The following is a 24,360-nucleotide window of genomic DNA, read 5'->3' as shown; positions in this document are numbered from 1 at the left end:
TTCAACAAACGCATGCGTTAGTTCAATAACTTTTTTATTTTCCATTCGCATAAAGATATAACTAAGAATCGTCAACATTGACACTTCTTTTTGTTTCCCTTACCAATTCTTGATTTTAGCCATCTCGTTATCTAGATACTTAGCCGAGAAGATAAATCCTTTTTGGTAAACGATAAAATCGTTTACTTGCATTGATGACGGCGGATTACTAATCTGATATGCCTTCGCATGGTGGTTATGTAGATACGGTTGATAACCTTTGTTCTCTCTTGCTTGTAGCGAAATCTTTGATGTTAGCGCACTCTTTGGATGAAACGTGAAAAATAACTTCGTTCGAATCGCAACGGAAGGAGTCGCATGCAAAGAGATGAAAAGGATGCAGCAACAAAGGAAAATAAATAACCAGGTCTTACGGGTCAATGAAATCCCCTCTTTCTGTTTGATTTAATTAAATTATATCTAAACAACTGGTATTAGTAACTTGGGGGAATTTCGCCTTTTTCATATGATATTTAGATAATCCTTAAGCAACTAAACTGCCATTTAGTTGAACAAGCTCGCATATTACATTCCTGTTTTGCAATTTTTAATAAAGCTTGTCTTCACCTATATTCGTTATATATAGATAAATCAAAAAAAATCGTCATTCTTAAAAATGACGATTTTCCAATTAATTAGATTGTAGAAGTATTTTTCGTTAATGCTGGCTTTAAATGTAAGATTAGTCCTTCATTTTCAGCAGCAGTTCCGATTGTAATTCGAATTCCATTAGGGAATGCACGAATAATGTATCCTTTTGATTCTAGATCTTTAAAGATTTCTTGGCTGTTTTCAAGTGGAACAAATATAAAGTTTGCTTGAGATGGGTAGAATTCGATTCCATAGCTGTTGAAGAATTCTTCGTATTGTTCCATGCCTTTTTTATTTTGTTCAACACAGTTTTTAATAAAGACTTGGTCTTCAAGTGCTGCTATTGCTGCTACTTGAGATAGCATTGAAGTGTTAAATGGTAGTCTAGCGATATTTAATTCTTGAATTAATTTGCTATTTGCGATTCCGTAACCAATTCGGAAAGATGCTAGGCCGTATGCTTTTGAAAATGTTCTTAATACAATTAGATTTTCAAATTTATTTAGTAATGAGATTGTATCAGGGAAATCTGATGCTGATACATATTCAACGTAAGCTTCATCAACAACTACAAAAGTTGAGCTTGGTACTTTTTCTAAAAACTCGACTAATTTGCGGCTTCCAATATATGTACCTGTTGGGTTATTTGGATTACAAATCCAAACAATTTTAGTATTCGCGTCTACTTGTTCAAGCATAGAATCTAAATCGTGTACACCTTTCACTAAAGGTACAGGTCTAACTTCAGCACCTTCAATAACTGCGTGATGAGCATATTGTGAAAAAGTTTGTGATGCTTGTACAATATTATGTTCTTTTGTAAGCAACGCTCGACTAATCATTTGAATAACTTCGTCAGCACCACTTCCGAATATTAATTGATCGGGCTGTATATTTAGGAAGTTTGCTAATTTCTTACTAATTTCTTCTGTCGCTCCATCTGGATAAATCGCAAACTTACTTACTACATTACGTAGTTCTTCAAAAACTTTTGGAGAACATCCGAATGGATTTTCATTTGATGCAAGTTTTACTACTTTGTCTAGACCATATTCACGCATGACTACTTCACTTGGTTTTCCTGGTGTGTATGCTTGAAGAGTCAAAATTTGTGGTTTCACGTACATGCTTATTTCTCCTTTTATTCAAAGTTTTGTATAATGTTGTCAGTTTATCATATTATTAAGCTGTTAATCTAGTACTATTTTCAAGAATATTTCAAATTATCTAGTTCCATAATACCTGCGTTATCTTGAGCATAGCTTGTTTCAAATTCAAATAAAAAGTAGAATCAAAAGACTCTACTTTTCAATCCAACTACCCATATAAGCCGGATCTTCATATTGATGTGCTTCTTTTACTACGTAAAGTGGTCTAAATGTATCAATCATAACTGCTAGTTCTAATGTTTCTTTCTTTCCAATACTGCCTTCAGTTTTACCTGGATGTGGTCCATGTGGAATACCTGATGGATGTAATGTAATAGACTCTTGTTCGATCCCTTTTCTACTCATAAAGTTTCCTTCTACATAGTAAAGGACTTCATCACTGTTTACATTACTGTGTACATAAGGCGCTGGTATTGCTTCAGGATGATAATCATACATCCTTGGTACAAATGAGCACACTACAAAATTATGTCCTTCGAATGTTTGATGTACTGGTGGTGGCTGATGAATTCTTCCTGTAATCGGTTCGAAATCTTCAATATTAAATGCCCATGGATATAAATACCCATCCCAACCTACTACATCAAATGGATGATGTGTTAAGACATGTTTATAAAGGTTTCCTCTTGCTCTAGTTAGAACAGTAAATTCACCTTTTTCATCATATGTCTCTAATGTTTCTGGTCCTCTAAAATCACGTTCGCAAAATGGGCTATGCTCAAGCATTTGGCCATATTCATTGCGATAACGTCTTGGCGTTGTTAATTGACTATTTGACTCAACAATTAAAAACTTCGTATCATCATTTGGAACTACTTTGTAAATTGTTCCAATAGGGATCATGATATAATCCCCTTTACGGTAAGTAATTGTTCCAAACATTGTTTGGATTTCACCTGAACCGTAATGGACGAAGAACATTTCATCTCCTTCACCATTTCGATAAAAATGCTTGCTTTCTTCCGTTACGTTAGCAACTGCAATTAACAGATCAGAGTTACCTAAAACGTATACTCTTCCTTCTAAAGCATCACCTGTACGCTCTAAATTGTTTGTACGAATATGGCGGTGTTGCAGGGATGTTTGTTCTTCAAATTCGATTTGAAGTGATTTATAAAATGATGTTTCACTAACGGATGTAGGCATATGGTTATGATATAAAATAGATTGAGTACCTGAAAATCCTTTTGTTCCCATTACCTGCTCTCTGTATAATGATCCATCTTCTTTACGAAATTGAATATGTCTTTTCTTTGGAATCTTACCTAGACTACGATAATACACACGCTTCCCCTCACTTTCTTACAGTATTTCGTAATGTACCTAAACCTGTAATGCTTAACTCAACGACGTCTCCATCTTCTAACCAGCGATGTATTTCTTCACCAAGTTCTAAAATACAACCTGTTCCAACAGTTCCGGAGCCAATCACATCACCTGGATATAGCGTTACATTTTTTGAAGCATGAGAAATTAATTCTGGAACGGAATAATAAATTGAAGAAAAGTTGCCACTAGAAATGACTTTTCCATTAACTGCAGCTGTCATCTTCAAATCATAGCTTTTACCTGTTCTAAATTTCTCAATTTCATCTTTCGTTACAATGCAAGGTCCTAAAGAAGTAGCAAAATCCTTACCTTTTGATGGACCTAAGCCAACCTTTACTTCATGTGCTTGAATATCTCTAGCACTCCAGTCATTTAAAATTGTATAGCCAAAAATATAATCATTGGCTTCTTCAACTGGGATATCTTTACCTTCTTTACCGATAATACAAGCGATTTCTAATTCAAAATCCATCTTTTTGCAATTAATTGGAATGCTGACATGATCCTCAGGTCCAATAACCGCTCGATGATTCGTAAAATAGAAAACTGGTACGTCATACCACTCAGGTATCATCTCTAGACCTCTTCTGCCGCGAGCAGTTTTCACATGCTCCTCAAAGGCATAAAAGTCACGAATACTTTGTGGTTTTGGTAATGGTGCTCGCAAATGAACGGAAGAAAGTGGAATACCTTCTCCTGTTATTTCTGCTATTTCATTTTTATATAAATCATAGTTTTCTAGAATTGTTAGTAAATCCACTGGAATTCGGCCATTACTAGCTTTATGAAGATCGATTACTTGATCTTCAACTAATAATCCTGCACGCTCATTACCATCATATTGAAAAGTTATAAATTTCATACCTTCACCTTTTTCTTTCAATTGCAAAAGTATCAGAAATAGCACGAGTGTAAGAATGACCAGCAAGGCGACCAACTGGATTTAGCTTTTCAGTATTGATTTTGCCATCTACATATAATTCATCATTTATATGAACATTAACGACTTTACCAATTACTAAACTTCCAGCACCTTTGTTCTCACCAAAATGTAGTAGCTCATGAAGCTCACATTCTAGTCCTACTAAACTTTCTTTTACTCGAGGAACTTGCACAGTTGTTCCATCCACTTTTGTAAGACCAACTTGTTCAAATTCATCTACTCCATATGGAAAATCTGCAGCAGCATTATTAACTTGTTCGCAAATTTCTTCACTTACAATATTAATAATAAATCGTTTCGTCTGTTCAATATTTTTTAATGTGTCTTTTTTCTCGCCGTCTGTACCTCTGATCATTGGTGCAAAGCACACTAACATTGGGTCAGCACAAATCGCTGTAAAGAAACTAAAAGGTGCAACATTCGCTACACCTTCTGAGTTTACAGTTGAAACAAAAGCAATCGGACGAGGCAACACTGAACCAATTAACAGCTTATAAGCATCTTGCCATGGTAAAGTATCCGGTCTAATTTCCATTGTTACAACTCCTTATAAATTTCCTCGAAGTTCTTGCTCGCGCTCGATTGATTCGAATAATGCTTTAAAGTTACCATCACCAAATCCTCTAGCACCTTTACGTTGAATAATTTCAATAAATAAAGTTGGTCGGTCAACGATAGGACGAGTGAAAATTTGTAATAAATACCCTTCATCATCACGGTCAACTAAAATCTTTAATTCTCTTAATTTCTCAATATCTTCATCAATTTTTCCAACGCGCTCTGTTAACATATCATAGTACGTATCTGGTGTTTTTAAGAATTCTACACCTAAAGCTCTAAGCTTAGTAACTGTATCAACAATATCTTCAGTTAATAAAGCAATATGTTGTACGCCTGGTCCATTGTTATAGTCTAAGTACTCTTGAATTTGTGATTTCTTTTTACCTTCAGCTGGTTCATTAATTGGGAATTTAATTCTGCTTCCATTTGTCATAACTTTTGACATTAATGCAGAATACTCAGTACTAATATCGTCATCATCAAAATGGATCATTGATTGGAATCCCATTACATTTTCATAATAAGAAACCCATTCTTCCATTCTTTCAACGTTACCAACTACATGGTCTAATGCGATTAGTCCTGTTTCATTTACAGGAATTGTGAAAGCACGATCTTTATATCCTGGTAAGAAAGGACCATTGTAATCGCCTTTTTCAATTAATGTGTGAATTGTATCACCATAAGTTCCGATTACAGCTTTTTTAACTGTTCCATACTCATCGCTAACTTCAGTTGGAGGTAAAATTTTAATTGCTCCACGGCTTACTGCACCTTGATACGCTGCTTCGATATCATCTACTAATAAAGCGATATCTTTAACACCATCGCCATGTTTTTTAATGAAGTCAGCAATTTTAGAATCTTCTTTTAAAGTTCCAGTAATAACTAGACGGATCGTACCATTTTTTAATACGTAAGAAACTTTATCACGTACTTTTGTTTCTAAACCAGAGTATGCTACTGGTGTAAATCCAAAAGTGTTTGCGAAGAAATAAGCTGTTTGTTTCGCATTCCCTACATATAATTCTAAATGATGCACATCTGATACTGGAAAAACATCATAGCTTGTATTTGTTTGTTTTAATTCATCTTGTTTCATTTTAATTTCCCCCTATAAATTACGATTTTTGTAAAGAAAAGAAAAAACTATGTAAGAGCGTTAAGTAAACGCTTACAAAACAAATAAACCGCATAAAAAAAATTCTTAACAAGGATGACAATTCGCCAAGAATACCATTTAGAAATATATGGGAATTTCCCTAACGAACACACAACCTTTACTACTATATTAATATAATCATCGTTTTATGAATCGATTTTACATTTATATAGTAGTCTCTAAATAAATATTTCTACACTTCTTTTTAAATTCCTTCAAAAAATTTTCAATTTAATAAATTTTTTGTCGTTTCTTAATTTTATAACGATCGTATTAATTCGTTTTGCTTTTCTTTATATGATTTCCGCCCCATGCACATAAGAGATCCAAAATTGGTTTCATTGATTTACCGTATTCATTTAATTCGTATTCCACTTTAGGTGGAATTTGATCATAAGCAATACGATTAATTAGACCATCTGCCTCTAACTCTCTTAATTGCTGTGTCAACATTTTTTGAGTTATTTTAGGCATCAGTTTTCTAAGCTCATTCGTTCTTTTTTTACCAGTTTCTAAATGGCAAAGTATGATACATTTCCACTTACCACCTATTACCTCAATCGCTGCTTCAATCGGCATATTATATTCTTTCATATATCCTCCATCATTGCTAATTACTATTTAATTAAAATTAAAATTATTTTACTTAACTCTTTTAGTACAAATGAAAACTTCAAAATATCACCATATATTGTGGATATATAACTATTGTCCTAACAATGATTTTGCAGTCAACAGTAAATGTTCATAAAATATAGCATACAAATAATTTATAGTTCAAATATTTATCAGTTATAAAAAGCCCAAACTTAGTTCTACAGACTTAGTTGATCCAAAAAGTTTTATAGGTACTTTTTAGTACGTACTTTATTTTAAGATCGTTATCATTCATAATTACAAACATAATTTATTCAAAAAGGAGTGGAAACAATATGTTTATCATTCATGGTAGTTCTAGGGAAAACGGAAATACAGAGCAACTAACAAATCTCATTACAAAAGATGTTGCCAAGACGGAGGTACAATTACGTCATAAACATATAAAGGCAATTAACGACCAAAGACATGAGCCAAATGGCTTCCAACCAATTCATGATGATTACGAGGAAATTGTTAAAGAAATGCTAGAGCATGATACGATTATTTTTTCAACACCTTTATATTGGTATGGAATGAGTGGATACATGAAAAACTTTATTGATCGTTGGTCTCAAAGTCTACGTAATAAAGATCTACAATTCGCTGAAAAAATGAAAAACAAAAAAATGTATGTCGTAATTGTTGGTGGCGATCAGCCAAAAATTAAAGCACTACCATTAATTTTACAATTTAAACATATTTTCGAATTTGTTGGAGCAACACTTGAAGGACATATTATTGGAACCGGAAATTCACCTGGAGCAATATTGGAAGATCAATTAGCCATTCAGCAAGCCCAATTACTAAACACAACACTAAAAAATAAGTAAGTACAACTAGAAGGAGCAAGACCTTGATTCCATTTTTACAACATAACCCAACTAAATTATGGTTTGGGAAAAATCAAATTGAACAATTAGCAAATGAAGTACAAGAATATCATCATATACTTGTCGTTTATGGTGGCGGTAGTATTAAAAAAAATGGCGTATATGATGACGTAATGAACCAACTAAGTGGTAAAACGATTTTTGAGCTTTCTGGCGTTGAACCAAACCCAAGACTAACAACTGTGCAAAAAGGAATTCAAATTTGTAAAGATAACAAAATTGATTTTATTTTAGCAGTAGGCGGCGGCAGTGTAATCGATTGTGTTAAAGCAATCGCAATTGGCGTTCCATTCGAAGGAGATGTGTGGGATCTTATAACTAGAAAATCCCAACCAACTAGTGCAACTCCTTTTGGTACTGTTTTAACTTTAGCAGCAACTGGATCAGAAATGAACTGCACATCAGTCATCTCTAATATGGAAGTAAATGAAAAAAGAGGATGGAGTAACCCATTCGTTTTTCCTAAATTTTCAATTTTAGACCCTACTTATACATTCTCGGTACCAATCGATCAAACAATCTATGGAATTGTTGATATTATGTCACATGCATTAGAGCAATATTTCCACCGTGCTAGCAATACACATATGATTGACCGCTTTATCGAAAGTTTATTAATTACTGTAATCGAAGCTGGTGGAAAGCTTGTTAAGGATTTAGAAAACTATGAATTACGTGAAACAATTATGTACGCTGGAACAACAGCCTTTAATGATACGTTATTAAACGGTACAGATGGCGGCGACTGGGCATCACATCAGATTGAACATGCAGTATCTGCCATTTACGATATTCCACATGGCGGTGGATTAGCAATCATATTCCCTAACTGGTTAAGTCACTGCTTAGACTATGATCCAAGCAGAATTAAAATGCTAGCAACAAATGTTTTTGGAATTTCTGAAGAAGGAAAAACAACAAAGCAAGTTGCAAAAGAAGGGATCCAAGCACTAAGAAGTTTTTGGAACTCAATCGGTGCACCAAACCGTTTAGCAGATTATCAAATTGACGACTCACGTCTAGACGAGTTAGTAGAAAAATCATTCGTAAAACCAGTAGTTGGTTGTTACAAAATTTTGAATAAAGAAAGTGCACGAGATATTTTAGTTCGTTCTCTTTAATGATGGAAAGAACCTTGTATTAAGCGAGGTTCTTTTTTCAGTATGTGTGTGATAGTTGATCTTTATTGTTCTGAACCAATACCCTTTTGGTTCGATTTATTAAGTTTTTTGATTACTATCTACTGTTTTATATTTTTCAGAGGTTTCTTGTTGGCTTATTTGCAGTTTTATTGGTTTTAATTGCTGTTTTGCTAATTTTATTTGCAGTTCAAATTTATTTGCAGTTTCACAGACTTTAATTACACCTATCCATGATTTTATTGGCGACTTCACTGACCTTATTTGCACTCACTAATTTTCTTTGCACTTAGCTTTACTAATTATATTTGCAATTTCAAATCTAGCTGCTACTTACCTAAATTTACTGGCAATTTTCTAATCAAAAACAAAAAAAGAACCCACTAAAAGGTTCTCAATTAAAATTGCATTTCTACCCAATTAAGTTCATTAATATGGTGATCTACAACGTTACAACACATATTCGGATTAATCGTATCGACATGTGAAATTGTAATAGAAGACATTGAAACCGAATATTTAACTGTATCAACAATGCTCATATTATTCATATAGCCATATCCGATCCCAGCAACTAAAGCATCTCCCGCTCCTGTTACATTCACGACTGAAACTCCATCGGCTTGGATAATACCTTCTTCTATTCCGTTATTATAATAAATTCCTTCTGCATCTAAACTAATGAAAACATTTGTTACGCCTAATTCTCTAAAATATCGGCCAGCTTTTCGTACATCTTCAACTGATGTAATTTCATTTCCCCATAGCACTTCAGCTTCATGACGATTTGGTTTAATCGTATGAAAATATTGAATATAATCTCTTATTTTTGAAGCTTTTGAAGCAGAAACTGGATCTAAAATAAATTTTGTTTCATTATGGAAATTTGTTAATAAATAAGCCAAAATATTTGGATTATCCGCGTCAACTACCATATATTCAGCATTTCGAATAACCTCTGCTTTGGAGTCTATAAACTCCTTTGTAAAATTGTTTGTGATATCTAAATCTACTACTGCAGAGACCATTTCTCCGCTTTCATTTAATATGGCTAAATAGGTTGGGGTAGATTCACCTTTAATAATTAACGTGTCTTCCATATCTATGTTCATATTTTTTGCGTGATTTAACATGTTGATTCCATTGATATCATCACCAATGACTGAAATAAACTTTGTATTTAAGTTGATCTTTGCCATATTTTCTGCAATATTACGGCAAACACCACCAAACGATACTTTCACACTGCCTGGATTTGAATCATATGGACGATAATTTTTTTTCGTAAACCCGATAATATCACATATCGAAACACCAAATACTAATATATATGGATTAGAAGGAATTGTCATTTTGTCAGTCCTTTCATTTTAAACTGAAAGAAAAATAAATTGTTTTGATTAAATAATTATACCAGTATAATACATTTTTTATAAAGTATTTTTTTGAACTTATTTTCATAATTAGTTTCTTTTTTATTATTGACTAAAATTATTTTTAAGTATAATATTTATTCTTACGTTTAAAAAATATATTTTTTACGTGGTTCGAGAACCTCCCACGAAAAAAAACTAAGGAGAAACAAAATGAAGTTAAAGACAATTACTGTTAATGGAGTATTTGCTGCACTTTATATTGCAGTTACGTACTTTATTCAACCGTTCGGGTTTACGAATATACAGTTTCGTGTATCCGAAATTTTTAACCACTTAGTCGTATTTAATAAAAAGTACATATATGGAGTAGTTTTAGGAGTTATATTAGCTAATTTTTTCTTTTCTCCAATAATGGCATATGATTTAGTCTTTGGTGTTGGCCAATCGATTATTTCATTATTAATTACAATTGCAACGTCAAAATTTATAAAAGGTATTATACCGAGAATGATTGTTAACACGGTTGTATTTACGATTACTATGTTCTTAATCGCAATCGAATTAAAACTAGCATTTCATTTACCTTTCCCTATGACTTATTTAATTACAGCCATTGGTGAATTTGTAGTGATGGTTGTTGGTATACCGATTATGTACTATTTAAATAAACGAGTAAAATTCGAACATCTTATTTAAGTAAAAAAGAGTTGTTTCTCTATATAGAAACAACTCTTTTTCTTATGTATTATTTGTCTTCTCTTAATAAATAATCATTACCATCTTGATCGTAGAAATTAAACATTGAACCGTATGGCATTTTCATCAGGTCATCAACTTTTACGCCATTTTGTTTCATTTTTTCATAAGCAGCTTCAATATCCGTTGTGCTAAAAAGTACAGATGGATGAGCTATTTTTTCTGGTTTAAATTGTTCCATTGAAGGTTTAGAGTATAGAACTAAAGTAGTAAATTCACTTTCGCTTGGACCTACTTCGATCCATTTAGCATCCGGTCCCATTGGCATTTCTATTTTTAGAACAAACCCCATTTTATTAATCCAAAAATCTTTTGCTTGCTCTTGATCTTCTACATAAACAGTAACTTTACCGATTTTATTAATCATATAAAAATCTCCTCTACTGGTTAATTTTACTACCTATTTATTTTAGCAAACACAATTCTGCAAAACAAACCGAATAAGTATGAATTTTCACTTCATGTGTATGACTATTTTCCTGTAGAAGCATTTTTATCAAACAATACCATATACTTTTTTTGAAACAGTAAGTACAAAGAAGGGGGAAGTAATCTTGCCAAATAACGTAATTTGGAACGATGTTGATGAATATTTTATTGAAAAACTAATTTGAATGATCCTATATTAGAAAATGTATTACTTGCAAATGATCAAGCCGGTTTACCTAGTATTGATGTGTCTCCTACTCAAGGTAAATTACTTTATCTATTAGCAAAAATTAAAGGTGCTAAAAACATTTTAGAAATCGGTACTTTAGGTGGATATAGTAGTATTTGGTTAGCTCGTGCACTTACCGAAAATGGAAAATTAACAACCTTAGAAATTAGCCATGAGCATGCAAAAGTTGCCAAACAAAATATCATAAAAGCAAATTTGCAAGAAAAAGTAGAAATTATTATAGGAAAAGCGTTAGATTCATTACCAACATTAAAAGAATCAAAGCCTTTATTTGATTTCGTATTTATCGATGCCGATAAACCAAATAATCCTCACTATTTAAATTGGGCATTAAAATTAGCAAGTCCAGGCGCTTTAATTATTGTAGATAATGTCGTTCGAAACGGAGAGGTAATTTATGAAACGAGTCAAGATGAAAGTATCAAGGGTGTACGTCAATTAATGGATCTATTAGCCGCTGACCCTCGTATTGACACTACAGCAATTCAGACTGTTGGATTAAAAGGATATGATGGTTTTGTGATTGGTGTTGTTAAATAATATCCAAAAATTAACTTTATTGATATGGGTTTATTAAGCTCTGGGCAAGATATTACAAGTCCTGGTCAGTACTAAATTTAATTGAATTGGATGCTAAATAAGCAAAAAAGAAGTATGAACAATAAGTATCCGTCCATACTTCTTTACTAATTAATCGTAATAATTGCAGCTTACGGTTGTATACTCCACAGGAGGGGAAGTCTCTAAATCTACCGTAGAAACATTTTTGAAATCAACGGTAATTACTTCCCCCTTTTCATTATTTTTTCACAACAGGAATCCACATTTCTCCAAAGACTAAGCCGTTTCGATTTCCCATAATAACCGCTGCGTTTGGCCCACCAACATAGGCAAAATCCTTTACTTCTGGTAATACTTGACCAAAGGCGATGCCAGCAAGATTATTACACAATTCATCAGCTGTATTCCCTTCTCCTTCTACAACTAGGTATTCTCCTTTAGGGAATTGAATATCTCTAGATTCCTCAGGAACTGTTGCCTCAGTCATGACTCCAGCATAATGCATCATCTTATTATTTACAGCTTCGTTCACAGAAAAAATATAGTCATTTGTAGCTATGGCTTTTAAAACGTTTAATCTACCATCTTCTTTAATAGCCCCCCAGAAGTTTTCCTTTTCTTTGTTGATCCCTACATAATCTGTATAATCGCTTTTAAGTTCAATTCCAATTCCTAAAACTCTAAAACTGTCTTTTTCTTCTAATTTATAATTTGTCATATTAAAAACCTTCCTTTTTTAAAATTTATCAAGCGATTTATTTCATCAGCTGATACGTTTATAATAAACTTAAATCATGTCAAAAAATGATACTGTTTAGGAGATACAGATGAAAAAAGTTGAACGTATTAATATCATCATGCGATATATAAACAATCGTGCTAAGTTTACAATCTCAGAAATCATGCAAGAATTTAACATCTCCCGTTCAACTGCTTTAAGAGATGTCAAAGAAATTGAAGCGATGGGAATGCCTCTTGTCGCTGAAGTTGGAAGAGATGGGGGTTATTTTGTTCTAAACAACTCTGTCCTCCCAACTGTTCGCTTTACAGATAATGAAATAAAAGCGCTATTTATTGCATTTATGGCCACAAGAAATAAACAACTTCCTTATCTAAAAAGTCGTCAATCTTTAACAGAAAAATTACTTGGTCTGATCTCTGAAAATCAACAAGATGAACTTGTTCATTTAAATCAAATATTGCTTTTTGAAGGGACCAATCCAAAAAATCCCGACTTACTTGATCTATCAGACTTACCTCATCCAATACTAGAAAAACTAATCCAAGTCCTTCTATTGGATACTTGTTTATTGATTACCGTCAAAGAAGAGTTTGCATCCATTTCTTATCCGATTTATCTTTTGCATCTATATCATGACAAAGGCTTTTGGCTAATTGAAGGTTTTGACTTGGTGGATGAAAAGAAAAAGATTTTTCCTGTCGATCATCTTATTGATGTCATACCACACCATACAAAAAAAAGATTAAGTAAAAAAATAATTCTAGAAAAACTAAGTAAACAAGAAGAAGAAATTAATCTTATCGTTGAACTTGGTCCGATGGCGATTGCTCAGTTTAAAAAATACCATCCTTTAAAAGTCTCAATTTCCTATACAAATCCATACCAATCCACAGCCATTCTAAGAACTTATATAAATGTTAAAAATTCTGGAGAATTAACCGAGTTTACGAATTGGCTTCTATATTTAGGTGAAGATATCAAGATAAAGAAAATTCCAGAAAATGTCTTAGAAAGTTTGCAAAAAAGAATAAACTTATTCTGCCCATAAGCAGTATCGTTGAAAATATTTGTGGTAGGCAATACTATTAAGAATGCCCATTTTTTAACTTTTGTATCAAAATGCTTAAAAACAACGAACTGCAAATAAAGTCTGAAAATCGCAAATAAAATATAGCTAAACTACAATTAAAAAACAGATAATCGCTATTAAAATTAGTGAAACTGCAATTAAATCTCGAAGAATCGCAAATAAAGTAAAAAATTACCTATACCAGTTAAGGTATTCCGACCTGAAACTAGCTACTTTCAATTGGAAAATTTGCAAATACGCTCTACTTCATACTAATCGAATAAAAAACAGATATAACTCTGCTAAAATTTATAAAAAGAATCGACTTCAATCAAATGCGGAGAGCTTCAGAAATACCTCTCACTACCTTATTAAAATTAGCAAATAAAAAAAGTGCTGTAGACCCATATTCAGTTAACCTGATTCATGGGACTACAGCACTTTTAAAATTACATAACACGCTTAAACATTTTCTCTAACTCATATGAACTAAAATGGATAACGATTGGTCGACCGTGAGGACATGTAAATGGATTACTTGATTTTCTCAACGATTCTAATAGATTAAAAATTTCATCGTTTGTTATATATTGATTTGCTTTTATTGACGCCTTACAGCTCATCATGATCGCTTTTTCTTCACGCAGTTTTTTTATATTAATTGTTCCGCGTTTTAATAGTTCTTGAATCATTTCATCAATTAATGTATCCTCTTGGCCTTCTGGAAACCAATTTGGATGTTCACGAATGACATAACTATTCGATCCGAACTTCTCGATAAATAATCCAACTTCTTGAAGTTCATCTTGGTATTGGTCTAATAAAATAGCTTGCTCTGGTGAAACATCAAATGTGATTGGAATTAATAAAGTTTGTAGTTCTGATGCAACTTCCCCAATTTTTTCCTTAAAATATTCATAGTAAACACGTTCCTGTGCGGCATGTTGGTCAATTAAATATAATCCTTTTTCATTTTGAGCAATAATATACGTCCCGTGCATTTGCCCGATTGGATATAAAGGAGGTAGTTGGTCTATATTTTGCTCATCATATACTTCTTCGTTCACAATGACTGTTTCTTCTATATTTGATTGGTCGTCTTCATTTACAATATTTGAATATCCTACGTCTTTTTTAGATTCATGTTTTTCAAAATAAAGACTCTCATAATCGGTTGGAGTTGATGAATCAAATTGAGTAAATGAATCGAATTCAGTTGTATTTTCTTCCTTTATTGTTTCATTAGTCTCATTGGAATAATTCGAATTAGTTGTAAAACGATCTTGAAGCGAGAATGGTAATTTCTTTTCTACGTCTTCTTTTATAGAAGAATGTTCGAACGAAAATGTTGATTGTTCACTAAATATTTTTTCCTTTGGAACTGTTGACTTTATTTCTGGAATTAGGGAACGACCTCTAAAAACTTTTTTTATACTTTCGGTAATTAATGTAAATAATTGATCCTCTTTACTAAAACGAACTTCTTGTTTAGTTGGATGAACATTTACATCGACTAATTGAGGGTCCATTTTAATAAATAACGAAACGATTGGAAATCGGCCAATTGGTAGCAAAGTATGATAGCCTTCGCTAATTGATTTGTTTACGCCATAGTGTTTTACATATCTTCCATTTACATAAAGTGAAATATAGTTTCTAGTTGCTCGTGTATATTCAGGCATAGATAAATAGCCTTCAATTTGAAAGTCTAATGACTCGCCTTTAAAATGAACCATGTTTTTTGCAATTTGTAGACCGTATAATGATGCAAGAATCTGTCTTGCGTCGCCATTTCCATTACTACGGAACATTAATTTATCATTATGTTTCAAATCAAAAGCGATTTGTGGATTTGCTAATGCCAATCGATAGACAACGTCTGTCACATTACTTAATTCTGTTTGAACTGTTCTCATATATTTTAATCTAGCTGGTGTATTAAAAAATAAATTTGAAACTTCAATACTTGTCCCTTTTGATTTAGCAATTTCTTTTTGGGATTGCAATACGCCACCTTTTAAAATTGTTTCAATTCCAGGTCCGTCTTCAGTTGATGTTTTTACTGTAACATAACTAACAGATGCAATACTCGGTAATGCTTCACCTCGGAAGCCTAATGTACGTATTCGAAACAAGTCATTCTCATCTTTTATTTTACTAGTTGCATGGCGCTCAAATGCAAGAATACTATCTTCCTTTGTCATCCCTTCGCCATTATCACTTACAAAAATTCGTGAGAGTCCACCGTCGTTAATTTCGACTGTAATACGTGTACTAATCGCATCAATTGCATTCTCAAGTAATTCCTTTACAACCGATGCAGGACGTTCTACAACTTCACCTGCCGCTATTTGATTGGCTAAAATCTCATCTAACTTCTGTATCTTTGACATTAGTGAACCTCCTCTCTAAATAAATGCACTAATCAATAAAAAAAGGTATAGTACATTAAACTATTATCATAATTTTAATTATTAATAAAAAGAAAGGCCAATTGGCCTTCTTTTATTTTTTAACTTGCTTTTGAAGTTCATATAATAAATTAAATGCTTCCATAGGATTTAATTCTAGTATGTTTATTCCTTTTAATTGATCAATGACAGGATGGTTTTTAACAACTTCTTTAACCACCGGTTGATGATCGTCAAATAAGCTTAACTGAGATTCAGCATCCTCTTTGTCGGTTGTTTGAACAATTTCTTTTTTCGGTACTTGAATCGTTACAATCTCTTTTTCTGTATTTTCAATTCCTTCTTTAAGACAGGAATGATTATTTGATTCTAAATCATTTAATAATTCTTTTGCTCTACTGATTACATCTTTTGGAAGATTTGCTAATTCGGCAACGTGGATACCGTAGCTTTGATCCGCTGCACCTTCAAAGATTTTATGAAGGAATAATACTTTTCCATCTTGCTCTTTTGCTGCAACGTGAATATTTTTCAAAAACTTAAGTTGATTAGCTAATACCGTCAATTCATGATAGTGAGTAGAAAAAAGCGTTTTTGCTCCAATATAATCATGTATATATTCAATCATTGCTTGTGCTAAAGCCATTCCATCATATGTTGAAGTTCCTCTACCAATTTCATCAAATAAGATTAAACTTTTTTCTGTTGCATTCGTGATTGCATAATTAGCTTCTAACATTTCGACCATAAATGTACTCTGCCCAGAAATTAAATCATCTGCAGCACCAATTCTCGTAAATATTTGGTCAAAAATAGGTAATTTCGCGTATTCAGCAGGTACATAGCATCCAATCTGAGCTAATATACTGATTAATGCAACTTGTTTCATATACGTACTTTTACCAGCCATATTAGGTCCTGTAATTAAAAATTGATGAGTATCAACATCGAAATTCGTATCATTCGGAATATACTCGGAACCTAGAAGTACCTTTTCAACTACTGGATGTCTTCCATTCTTCACCATATATTCTCTTTCCTCAGTGAATGCTGGTCTTACATATCCATTTTTTTCACTAACTACAGAAAAACTTTGTAAAACGTCAATTTGACTAATTACTTGTCCTAATGTTTGAAGTCTAGATAAATATTGTTTTACTTGTTCTCGAATTGAAATAAATAACTCATATTCCAAGCCAATCATTTTTTCTTCAGCTTCAAGAATCATTGTTTCTTTTTCTTTTAGCTCTTCAGTAATAAACCGTTCTGCATTCGCTAACGTTTGTTTACGTTCGTAACGACCTTCTGGTATTTGACTAATATTTGATCTAGTTACCTCGATAAAGTAGCCGAAGATTCGATTGTATCCAATTTTTAAGGACTTAATCCCCGTAATTTCTCTTTCTCTTTGTTCTAATTCCATTAGCCAATTTTTACCGTTCTTACTAACGAATCGATATTCTTCTAATGTTTTATGAAAGCCATCTTTAATAATGTTTCCTTCTTTAATAGATAAAGGCGCATCTTCAATAATTGCATTCTCTAAAAGCATTTGAAGCTCTTCACATGGATCGATTTGATTGATTAGTTCATCTATCGTTTCATGACTAATTGATTTTAAAGCATGAATAATTGAAGGTATTGTTTGAAGTGAACGTTTTAATTGTAATAAATCTCTTGCATTTACATTACCAAATGAGACTTTACCAGCTAAACGCTCTAAATCATAGACTTCTTTTAATAATTCCTTCAGGTCTTCACGAATAAAATAGTTTTCCATTAACAATTCCACAATCGTCAAACGATGCTCGATTTGTTTCGTACTTACTAGTGGACGTTGAATCCATTTTTTTAGTAATCGTCCACCCATCGCTGTTTTCGTTTCATCTAATAACCAATTCAAAGAACCTTGTTTGTTTTTTGAACGTTGTGTTTCAACTAATTCAAGATTTCTCATCGAATACATGTCCATGTTTAAAAAATCATGTTGATGAATAACGACTATTTCTTGAAGATGAGAAAGTGTGCGTTTTTGTGTTCTCGATAAATAATTTAATAATCTTGCAGCAGTAGCTTTTAAACTAGTTTGATCAATTGATTTTACAACATTTGTAAACTCCACTGATAAACGATCGTTCTCCTCGAAAGAAACGGTAATTGAAAAGCTTTTTTCTAATGTTTGAATCGCTTTAGAAGAAAAATCTTCATTTACAACAACTTCTTTTGTACCAGTTGCTGCAATTTTTAAAACTGCTTCTTCAATTGAACCACTAAGTAATAAAGCATTGCCCTCACCAGTCGTTAAATCGATCCAAGCTAAAGCATATGAACTTGGTGTTACTTCTGATAATGTTGAGATATAATGATTTTGCTTTTCATCAATCGATCTACCCTCCATTTGTGTCCCTGGAGTAATCAGCTGAACAACCTCTCTTCGAACTACACCTTTTGCGACCGTTGGATCTTCGACTTGTTCACAAATAGCTACTTTATATCCTTTTTCAACTAATTGTTCTATATATCCAGCCGCAGAATGGAATGGTACTCCACACATTGGAATTCGTTCTTCAGTTCCTCCTGCTCGACCGGTTAAAGTAATTTCTAAAACTTGTGAAGCCTTAATTGCATCCTCAAAAAACATTTCATAAAAATCACCAAGTCTAAAAAACAAAAATGCATCTTGGTAATTTTTCTTTATATTTAAATATTGCTCAATCATTGGCGTATAAGTTGCCATTCTATCCTCTCCATCAAAAAACATTCTTCGCATATTATATCACATTTTGCGAAAAGGCTTAGAAAGTTCGAAAGTTAAGAAAAAGAAAACTTTTGATTGATTGGACAATAAAATCTTTATAAATAAAAAAGCTAGGAAGTATCACCTTCCTAGCCTAGCTTACTCTTCTTCGCCCTCTAAAACAAAATCTGGATCTAAATCTTCAAACTCATCATCTACATCAAAGAACTCGTCATCGTCGTGTACACCATGTGGTGCAACAAGTACGACAATTTTCGTTTCACCTACAACTTCAACTAATACTTCTTTCTCTACAGTTACAATAAATCGATTTCCATTTGGAGAAATAATTGCATCTAAACAATTTGGATGTTTTAATGATCTAGCAATCACTTCACAATCTTCGCCAGTAAAGTTTTCATCTCTGTGTCTTAACTTTACTACTTCAGAATACTTAACAGACTCTGGAACTACTTCTGTTTTCGTATTGTCGCCATAGGAGTACCAAATATTAATATCATATTTTCCAGATACTTCTACTCCATCCTTACATTTTTTTGCATCATATACATGGTTAATAACCCAGCAGCCTAAAATACTTGATGGAGTATGATTTGGTGTAATTGTATGTGTGACTTTGTTATATTTCTTGCCTCTTCCTACGACTGCCTTCGTTATAATCTCTCTATGTTCGCGTTCAGACATAGGTGTGACCCTCCTCGTTCCATTTTCATTTCATTCTATGCGTGACATATGCGGAATGTGTTAATGACATGAAAATTCTTTTATACAAGTTAAAAAAACATGTGATGATAAATTGTATGACGACAGCCTAATAAAGTTGACTCTAAATTGAAGAATTTAAAAAATAAACATAAAAATTATGATATTTAGGCTATTTAGTAATTACTTTATTAGCTTTACATAAAAAAAAGACTCGGGGCAGCAAAATTAATTGCTTCCTTGAGTCTTTTTTTATTAATGGCTGCAGCTATCTGTTTTGCAAGCATCCGGTCCATGTGCTACTTTAGAACCTGTCTCACCGCTTAATAAGTTACCACCTGTTGACTTAATGATTTCGTCTGTCACACCATTTGAGATCGTGTGAGCGATTAATTGAAGTAAATCATTAACTTCTACTTGAGAAGATTGAAACTCTTGTACAACTGGAATTGTTTCAAGTTTTTCATTTAATTCATCAAGCTCTTGTTCAACTTTTTTAAGTGCTTCTTTCTTGCCCCAGTGCTCTAAATTAACTGCTTGTTTTTGTAATGACTTAATTTCTTCAATATAAGCTCTTACAGTTTCACTCTCGTTAATTTGCGCTTCAGCACGTTTAAAAAAGTCTACTTCTTCAGTTTCAGAAATCATTACTGCTAATTCTTTTGCACGTTCAACGATATCAGTTTTTGTATATTTTCCCATTATAGCACCTCTACTGTTTCTTCTACTAATTCTCCATCTAATGACCATGTTTTAGCTTTTGTAACTTTTACTTTAACAATTTGACCAACGATTGATTTAGGACCTCTAAAGTTTACAAGTTTATTATAAGGAGTATACCCAGCTAGTACATCAGGGTTTTTCTTGCTTTCTCCTTCTACTAATACATCAAGTATTTGGCCTTCAAAACGTTTATTAAATTCAGCAGATTTTTCATTTACAAGAGTGTTAAGTCGTTGTAATCTTTCCTTTTTCACACTCTCTGGTACATTATCTACCATTTTTGCAGCCGGGGTACCTTCACGTGGTGAATAAATGAATGTAAATGCTAAATCAAAACCAACTTCTTCATATAATGTCATCGTTTCTTCGAATTGCTCATCCGTTTCATTTGGGAATCCAACAATGATATCTGTTGTAAATGAAATTTGTGGCATTGCAGTTTTTAATTTTCTTACAAGTTCTAAGTATTGTTCACGATCATATTTACGTGACATTAGTTTTAGAACTTCAGAGCTACCAGATTGAACTGGTAAATGAATATGTGGCATTAAGTTGCCACCTTTTGCTAATACTTCAATTAAATGATCATCAAAATCACGTGGATGACTTGTTGTAAAACGAACACGTGGGATGCCAATTTTACGAATTTCATCCATTAAATGACCTAATCCATATTTACCATCATCTAAGTCTTTACCATAAGCATTAACATTTTGGCCTAATAAAGTAACTTCTTTATAGCCCAGTCTAGCTAATTCACGTACTTCATTGATGATATCCTCTGGTTGACGACTACGTTCTTTACCGCGTGTGTAAGGAACAATACAGTACGTACAAAATTTATCACAGCCATACATAATATTAACCCAAGCTTTAATTTCTCCACGACGTACTTTTGGAAGGTTCTCGATTACATCCCCTTCTTTTGACCATACTTCAATAACCATTTCTTTACTAAACATCGCTTCTTGAATAATAAATGGTAATCTATGAATATTATGTGTACCAAATACCATATCTATAAATGAATGTTTTTGTAAAATTCGATTAACAACTGCTTCTTCTTGAGACATACAACCACAAATTCCAATTAATAGATCTGGTCTTTGAAGTTTTAACGGTTTTAAGTGACCAATTTCACCAAACACTTTATTTTCAGCATTTTCTCGAATTGCACATGTGTTTAATAGAATAATATCAGCATCTTCAACTGATGTAGCTACTTCATAACCCATCGTCGTTAAAATACCTGCCATAACTTCTGTGTCATGTTCATTCATTTGACAGCCATAAGTACGGATTAAGAATTTCTTACCTACACCTGAATTTCTCATTTCTTCAGGAATTTCGAAACCACGATCATAAGTAACTTCTTCTTTACCGCGACGCTTAGCATCAGCTAAAGATGGAGCTTGGTAAACTTTTTCAAAATATTTACTATAATCTTTATCGTTTTTATCTTTTGAATTATTTATATTAGTGCCTTGAAGGCGTTGTTGTTCATTCATGAAACAATCTCCTTTCTTCTCGAGCGTCCACACATTACTTAAGTATATAACGTTATTCTACAATATACAATGTACGTTACGCAAAAAAGAAAGCCGATAATAGTAGTATATTTGAATAATTTTATTCAATTTTATAAAAACAATTCTTTAAATAATAAAGCGCTTTAATTACTAATAGAAGAATGTTGATTTCAAATATACGGTCCTCACTCTTGGAACTGTCACCCGAGCCTCCTCGAAGTCTAAAAAGCACCTTTTTCAACATAAAAAAAGAATCCATCATGGATCCTCTTAAATTAATAATTCTCAGTATGATAACTGTGAGTTCATGAATTACATAAAAAAATAAAAATATAAGTAACTCAACAAACAACCTGTCCAGGAAACAATCGTAAAATTCATGACGATGATATTTTCTGACCAACCATATTTGATACCATAGTGAAAATGTATAGGGGCCATTAGAAATAATCTTTTTCTTGTTCTTTTAAAGTAGAAAACTTGAAAAATAACAGAAAACTGTTCAGCTAAATAAATAAAAAACAACATTGGAATCAAGATTTCTACTTTTTCAATGATCGCTAAAAAAGATAAAGAACCACCAATTGCCATTGAACCTGTGTCGCCCATAAAAGCCTTAGCTGGATATAAGTTATAAATTAAAAAACCAGCTAAACTAGCGATCATTATGAGACTAAAAATTTTCACTTCAATATGATCTGAAATCAGAAAAAAGAAAAAGAAGGTAGGGATTGATACCATACCAAGCAGTCCGTCCATCCCGTCAGTAAAATTAATAGCATTAGCTGATCCGACAATAAATAAAGTGATAAGGGCCAAATACACCCATAGTGGTAAAAAGATACTTATAGAATCCGTAATCCGAAAGGTTGTGTCTAGTTCAAAAAAATTAATTAATACAATAAGTAAAAAAATAGTAAAAGAAAATTGAAAAACTAGTTTTGTTTTAGCTGATATTCCTCCCGGATCCTGTTTTGATGCTTTCCAAAAGTCATCAAGAAAACCAACGACACTGAATAAAATAAAAGTTCCAACTAAAAAAAGCATAAGTGGACTTGAATAATTAACGAAAGCTACTAAAATACCGATCAAAAATATACTTCCTAGCATTAAAGGAGTTCCCTTTTTATTATGGTGTTCAGCTGGTAACTCCGCTCTTATAGGTTGAGTCAACTTCAATCTTCTTAACGTCGCAATTAAAAAGGGTGAAAGAATACTTACCAAGATAAAAGTAATTAAAGCAGGTACGAGTGAGGATAACAAAATTTTTCTCCTTTCAATTATTTTTATTTAAGAAATTCGATAATATCAAGCGATTTCCTTTATTTGACTATTTTTTAATTAAAGAATTCATTTAAGTGTTGCTTATGTAATTAAAAAAGAATGGTTTCCAAATTACGGACCCTCTAATATTTAAATATGGGAAATATTCTTTGAGTAACGTAAAATGGTAGCAAAACTGTAGATTTATATAGAGAAGTGATAAACAAAGTCTAGGCTGCAAATATGACTATTGGAATCGCAAATAAAGGGTTCTTCTGTACAAATAAATGATGAAATTTGGCAAATAAACATTGGTATGCAAAAAAAACTCGAAAATCGCAAATAAATTTGGCAAAACTGCAATTAAAAATACGGAATCGCAAATATAATTAACAAATCTGCAATTAAATCTAGTGGAAGTGCAAATATAATAAAAAATTACCTGTACCCGTTAAGGTATTACGGCTTAATAATGGTACAATAGGAGATGCTTTTAAAATAAAAATTAACAAATAAGTTCTTAAACTTACTAAATCGAATAACATTCTGCTAATTTTCATTTAAAAAGCCCAATTATTTCAACTACGAATGATAACTGAAGTTGAAATTCCTCCCACTTCGTATACATCAATGTTTCAGAACGGAATAAAATGTGAAAACCTCTTCTTATATCCTCGAAATTACTATATTAATATATCGCTAACATTAATTTTCCAAATCATATGGTCATATCCCTTTTCCCAATAGTCCTTTAATAAATAATCAGGTTCTCCAAATTTCTTTTTCCAGATTTTTTGGGCATTACTATACCCACTATCTAAACAAAATTCTTCTATCCCTTTATTCTGTAAAGTAATGTACATATTCTTTAATAGTAAATTTCCAATTCCATTTTTTTGATAGTCCGGATGTACAAATACAGTACCGACCTCAGGTAGCCCTTTAAATGCATGGTTTGTACAATTTAAAATAAGATCACTAGCTTGACCATATTCAATCGAACCAATAATTTTTTCGTTATCAAGAGCAATTAAAAAAAATCGTTTTTCACCATTACTTTCGAAATCCTTTTCTAAATAAATTCCTTTTGTTTCGATTTCTTCATTCATACTTTCCACTTGATTGCTAATACCTTCTCTTGTAAAAGTGTCAATAATCACTATTTTAAAAAATTGATTTAACTCTTTCATGTCCTCTATTCTTGGTCTTCTAATTTTAATATTCATCATCAAAAACACTCCTAACTACAAACTACTTCAACATTAAAAGGCAGTATCCTTCATAATAAATTGTCATACAAAAAAAACTCCTCAAAATTGAGGAGTTTTT

Annotated in this window: 21 protein-coding genes, 1 pseudogene and 1 riboswitch; of the genes and pseudogenes, 5 read left to right on the top strand and 17 right to left on the bottom strand. The window is 32.4% G+C overall.

The genetic code is table 11. The annotated features are described in order from the left end of the window. Window positions 1-99: 99 nt before the first annotated feature. The 7 genes from COJ46_RS15420 to COJ46_RS15390 all read right to left on the bottom strand — a co-directional run bounded on the left by COJ46_RS15420 (window position 100) and on the right by COJ46_RS15390 (window position 6,388). Window positions 100-420, bottom strand: a complete 321-nt coding sequence (locus COJ46_RS15420; RefSeq protein ID WP_097975375.1) for a hypothetical protein — start codon at window positions 418-420, stop codon at window positions 100-102. Between the two features lie 254 nt (window positions 421-674). Then, complete coding sequence (hisC, locus tag COJ46_RS15415; RefSeq protein ID WP_097975377.1) at window positions 675-1,757, bottom strand: histidinol-phosphate transaminase; 1,083 nt, start codon at window positions 1,755-1,757, stop codon at window positions 675-677. A 174-nt stretch (window positions 1,758-1,931) separates the two neighbouring features. Continuing rightward, entirely contained in the window at window positions 1,932-3,083 is a 1,152-nt protein-coding gene (locus tag COJ46_RS15410) for a homogentisate 1,2-dioxygenase (protein ID WP_097975378.1), read from the bottom strand. Window positions 3,084-3,093: 10 nt separating this feature from the next. Then, window positions 3,094-3,990: a fumarylacetoacetate hydrolase family protein gene (locus COJ46_RS15405; protein ID WP_098566034.1), complete on the bottom strand. Its 897-nt coding sequence runs from the start codon at window positions 3,988-3,990 to the stop codon at window positions 3,094-3,096. Between the two features lie 4 nt (window positions 3,991-3,994). After that, complete coding sequence (locus tag COJ46_RS15400) at window positions 3,995-4,606, bottom strand: flavin reductase family protein (RefSeq protein ID WP_097975382.1); 612 nt, start codon at window positions 4,604-4,606, stop codon at window positions 3,995-3,997. A 12-nt stretch (window positions 4,607-4,618) separates the two neighbouring features. Beyond that, a complete protein-coding gene (gene hppD / locus COJ46_RS15395) occupies window positions 4,619-5,734 on the bottom strand; it encodes a 4-hydroxyphenylpyruvate dioxygenase (RefSeq protein ID WP_069034473.1) in 1,116 nt (371 codons plus the stop codon). 333 nt (window positions 5,735-6,067) lie between these two features. After that, on the bottom strand, window positions 6,068-6,388 hold the full coding sequence (locus tag COJ46_RS15390) for a winged helix-turn-helix transcriptional regulator (protein ID WP_097975384.1): 321 nt from the start codon (window positions 6,386-6,388) through the stop codon (window positions 6,068-6,070). A 338-nt stretch (window positions 6,389-6,726) separates the two neighbouring features. Here COJ46_RS15390 and COJ46_RS15385 point away from each other — a divergent pair, with 338 nt between their 5' ends. Together COJ46_RS15385 and COJ46_RS15380 are read left to right on the top strand one after the other, a co-directional pair. Beyond that, window positions 6,727-7,263 (top strand): flavodoxin family protein, encoded by a 537-nt coding sequence (locus tag COJ46_RS15385; RefSeq protein ID WP_097975385.1) that lies wholly within the window; start codon window positions 6,727-6,729, stop codon window positions 7,261-7,263. A 23-nt stretch (window positions 7,264-7,286) separates the two neighbouring features. Further along, on the top strand, window positions 7,287-8,444 hold the full coding sequence (locus COJ46_RS15380) for an iron-containing alcohol dehydrogenase (RefSeq protein WP_097975387.1): 1,158 nt from the start codon (window positions 7,287-7,289) through the stop codon (window positions 8,442-8,444). A 416-nt stretch (window positions 8,445-8,860) separates the two neighbouring features. Here COJ46_RS15380 and COJ46_RS15370 read toward each other — a convergent pair whose 3' ends face one another. Continuing rightward, window positions 8,861-9,814: a carbohydrate kinase family protein gene (locus COJ46_RS15370; RefSeq protein WP_097975390.1), complete on the bottom strand. Its 954-nt coding sequence runs from the start codon at window positions 9,812-9,814 to the stop codon at window positions 8,861-8,863. 184 nt (window positions 9,815-9,998) lie between these two features. Beyond that, window positions 9,999-10,043, top strand: a riboswitch (PreQ1 riboswitch). A gap of 5 nt (window positions 10,044-10,048) precedes the next feature. Here COJ46_RS15370 and COJ46_RS15365 point away from each other — a divergent pair. Further along, window positions 10,049-10,534 carry a QueT transporter family protein gene (locus COJ46_RS15365; RefSeq protein WP_097975392.1) on the top strand — a complete coding sequence of 162 codons (486 nt, stop codon included), beginning with the start codon at window positions 10,049-10,051 and terminating at the stop codon, window positions 10,532-10,534. A 49-nt stretch (window positions 10,535-10,583) separates the two neighbouring features. On the opposite strand, the gene COJ46_RS15360 is transcribed toward COJ46_RS15365, so the two are convergent. Continuing rightward, window positions 10,584-10,961: a VOC family protein gene (locus tag COJ46_RS15360; protein WP_097975394.1), complete on the bottom strand. Its 378-nt coding sequence runs from the start codon at window positions 10,959-10,961 to the stop codon at window positions 10,584-10,586. Between the two features lie 187 nt (window positions 10,962-11,148). On the opposite strand from COJ46_RS15360, the pseudogene COJ46_RS15355 reads away from it, so the two are divergent. Beyond that, window positions 11,149-11,813, top strand: a pseudogene (locus COJ46_RS15355) (O-methyltransferase). 259 nt (window positions 11,814-12,072) lie between these two features. Here the strand turns inward: COJ46_RS15355 and COJ46_RS15350 are convergent. Further along, a complete protein-coding gene (locus COJ46_RS15350; RefSeq protein ID WP_097975396.1) occupies window positions 12,073-12,552 on the bottom strand; it encodes a GyrI-like domain-containing protein in 480 nt (159 codons plus the stop codon). Between the two features lie 109 nt (window positions 12,553-12,661). Here COJ46_RS15350 and COJ46_RS15345 point away from each other — a divergent pair, with 109 nt between their 5' ends. Further along, window positions 12,662-13,624: a helix-turn-helix transcriptional regulator gene (locus tag COJ46_RS15345; RefSeq protein WP_097975397.1), complete on the top strand. Its 963-nt coding sequence runs from the start codon at window positions 12,662-12,664 to the stop codon at window positions 13,622-13,624. Window positions 13,625-14,094: 470 nt separating this feature from the next. Here the strand turns inward: COJ46_RS15345 and mutL are convergent, their stop codons facing one another. From mutL to COJ46_RS15310, 7 genes are all read right to left on the bottom strand, one after another. Further along, window positions 14,095-16,038 carry a DNA mismatch repair endonuclease MutL gene (gene mutL, locus COJ46_RS15340; protein ID WP_097975399.1) on the bottom strand — a complete coding sequence of 648 codons (1,944 nt, stop codon included), beginning with the start codon at window positions 16,036-16,038 and terminating at the stop codon, window positions 14,095-14,097. A 112-nt stretch (window positions 16,039-16,150) separates the two neighbouring features. Continuing rightward, on the bottom strand, window positions 16,151-18,793 hold the full coding sequence (gene mutS / locus COJ46_RS15335) for a DNA mismatch repair protein MutS (protein ID WP_097975401.1): 2,643 nt from the start codon (window positions 18,791-18,793) through the stop codon (window positions 16,151-16,153). Between the two features lie 159 nt (window positions 18,794-18,952). Continuing rightward, a complete protein-coding gene (cotE, locus tag COJ46_RS15330) occupies window positions 18,953-19,498 on the bottom strand; it encodes an outer spore coat protein CotE (protein ID WP_097975403.1) in 546 nt (181 codons plus the stop codon). Between the two features lie 273 nt (window positions 19,499-19,771). Then, window positions 19,772-20,218, bottom strand: coding sequence for a YlbF/YmcA family competence regulator (locus tag COJ46_RS15325; protein ID WP_088012874.1), 447 nt, complete (start codon window positions 20,216-20,218; stop codon window positions 19,772-19,774). Beyond that, window positions 20,218-21,747 carry a tRNA (N6-isopentenyl adenosine(37)-C2)-methylthiotransferase MiaB gene (miaB, locus tag COJ46_RS15320; protein ID WP_097975405.1) on the bottom strand — a complete coding sequence of 510 codons (1,530 nt, stop codon included), beginning with the start codon at window positions 21,745-21,747 and terminating at the stop codon, window positions 20,218-20,220. Before miaB ends, COJ46_RS15325 begins: the two co-directional genes overlap by 1 nt. Before the next feature lie 333 nt (window positions 21,748-22,080). Further along, window positions 22,081-22,992, bottom strand: coding sequence for a phospho-N-acetylmuramoyl-pentapeptide-transferase (mraY, locus tag COJ46_RS15315; protein ID WP_420488166.1), 912 nt, complete (start codon window positions 22,990-22,992; stop codon window positions 22,081-22,083). 722 nt (window positions 22,993-23,714) lie between these two features. After that, window positions 23,715-24,260, bottom strand: a complete 546-nt coding sequence (locus COJ46_RS15310) for a GNAT family N-acetyltransferase (RefSeq protein ID WP_097975409.1) — start codon at window positions 24,258-24,260, stop codon at window positions 23,715-23,717. Window positions 24,261-24,360 lie beyond the last annotated feature (100 nt).

Origin of the sequence: Bacillus sp. AFS077874 (genome assembly GCF_002566505.1) — a bacterium.
In the GTDB taxonomy this organism is placed as follows: Bacteria; Bacillota; Bacilli; order Bacillales; family Bacillaceae_G; genus Gottfriedia.
The sequence above is the reverse complement of the archived record's forward strand: the minus strand, read 5'-3'. Positions and strand labels throughout refer to the sequence as shown.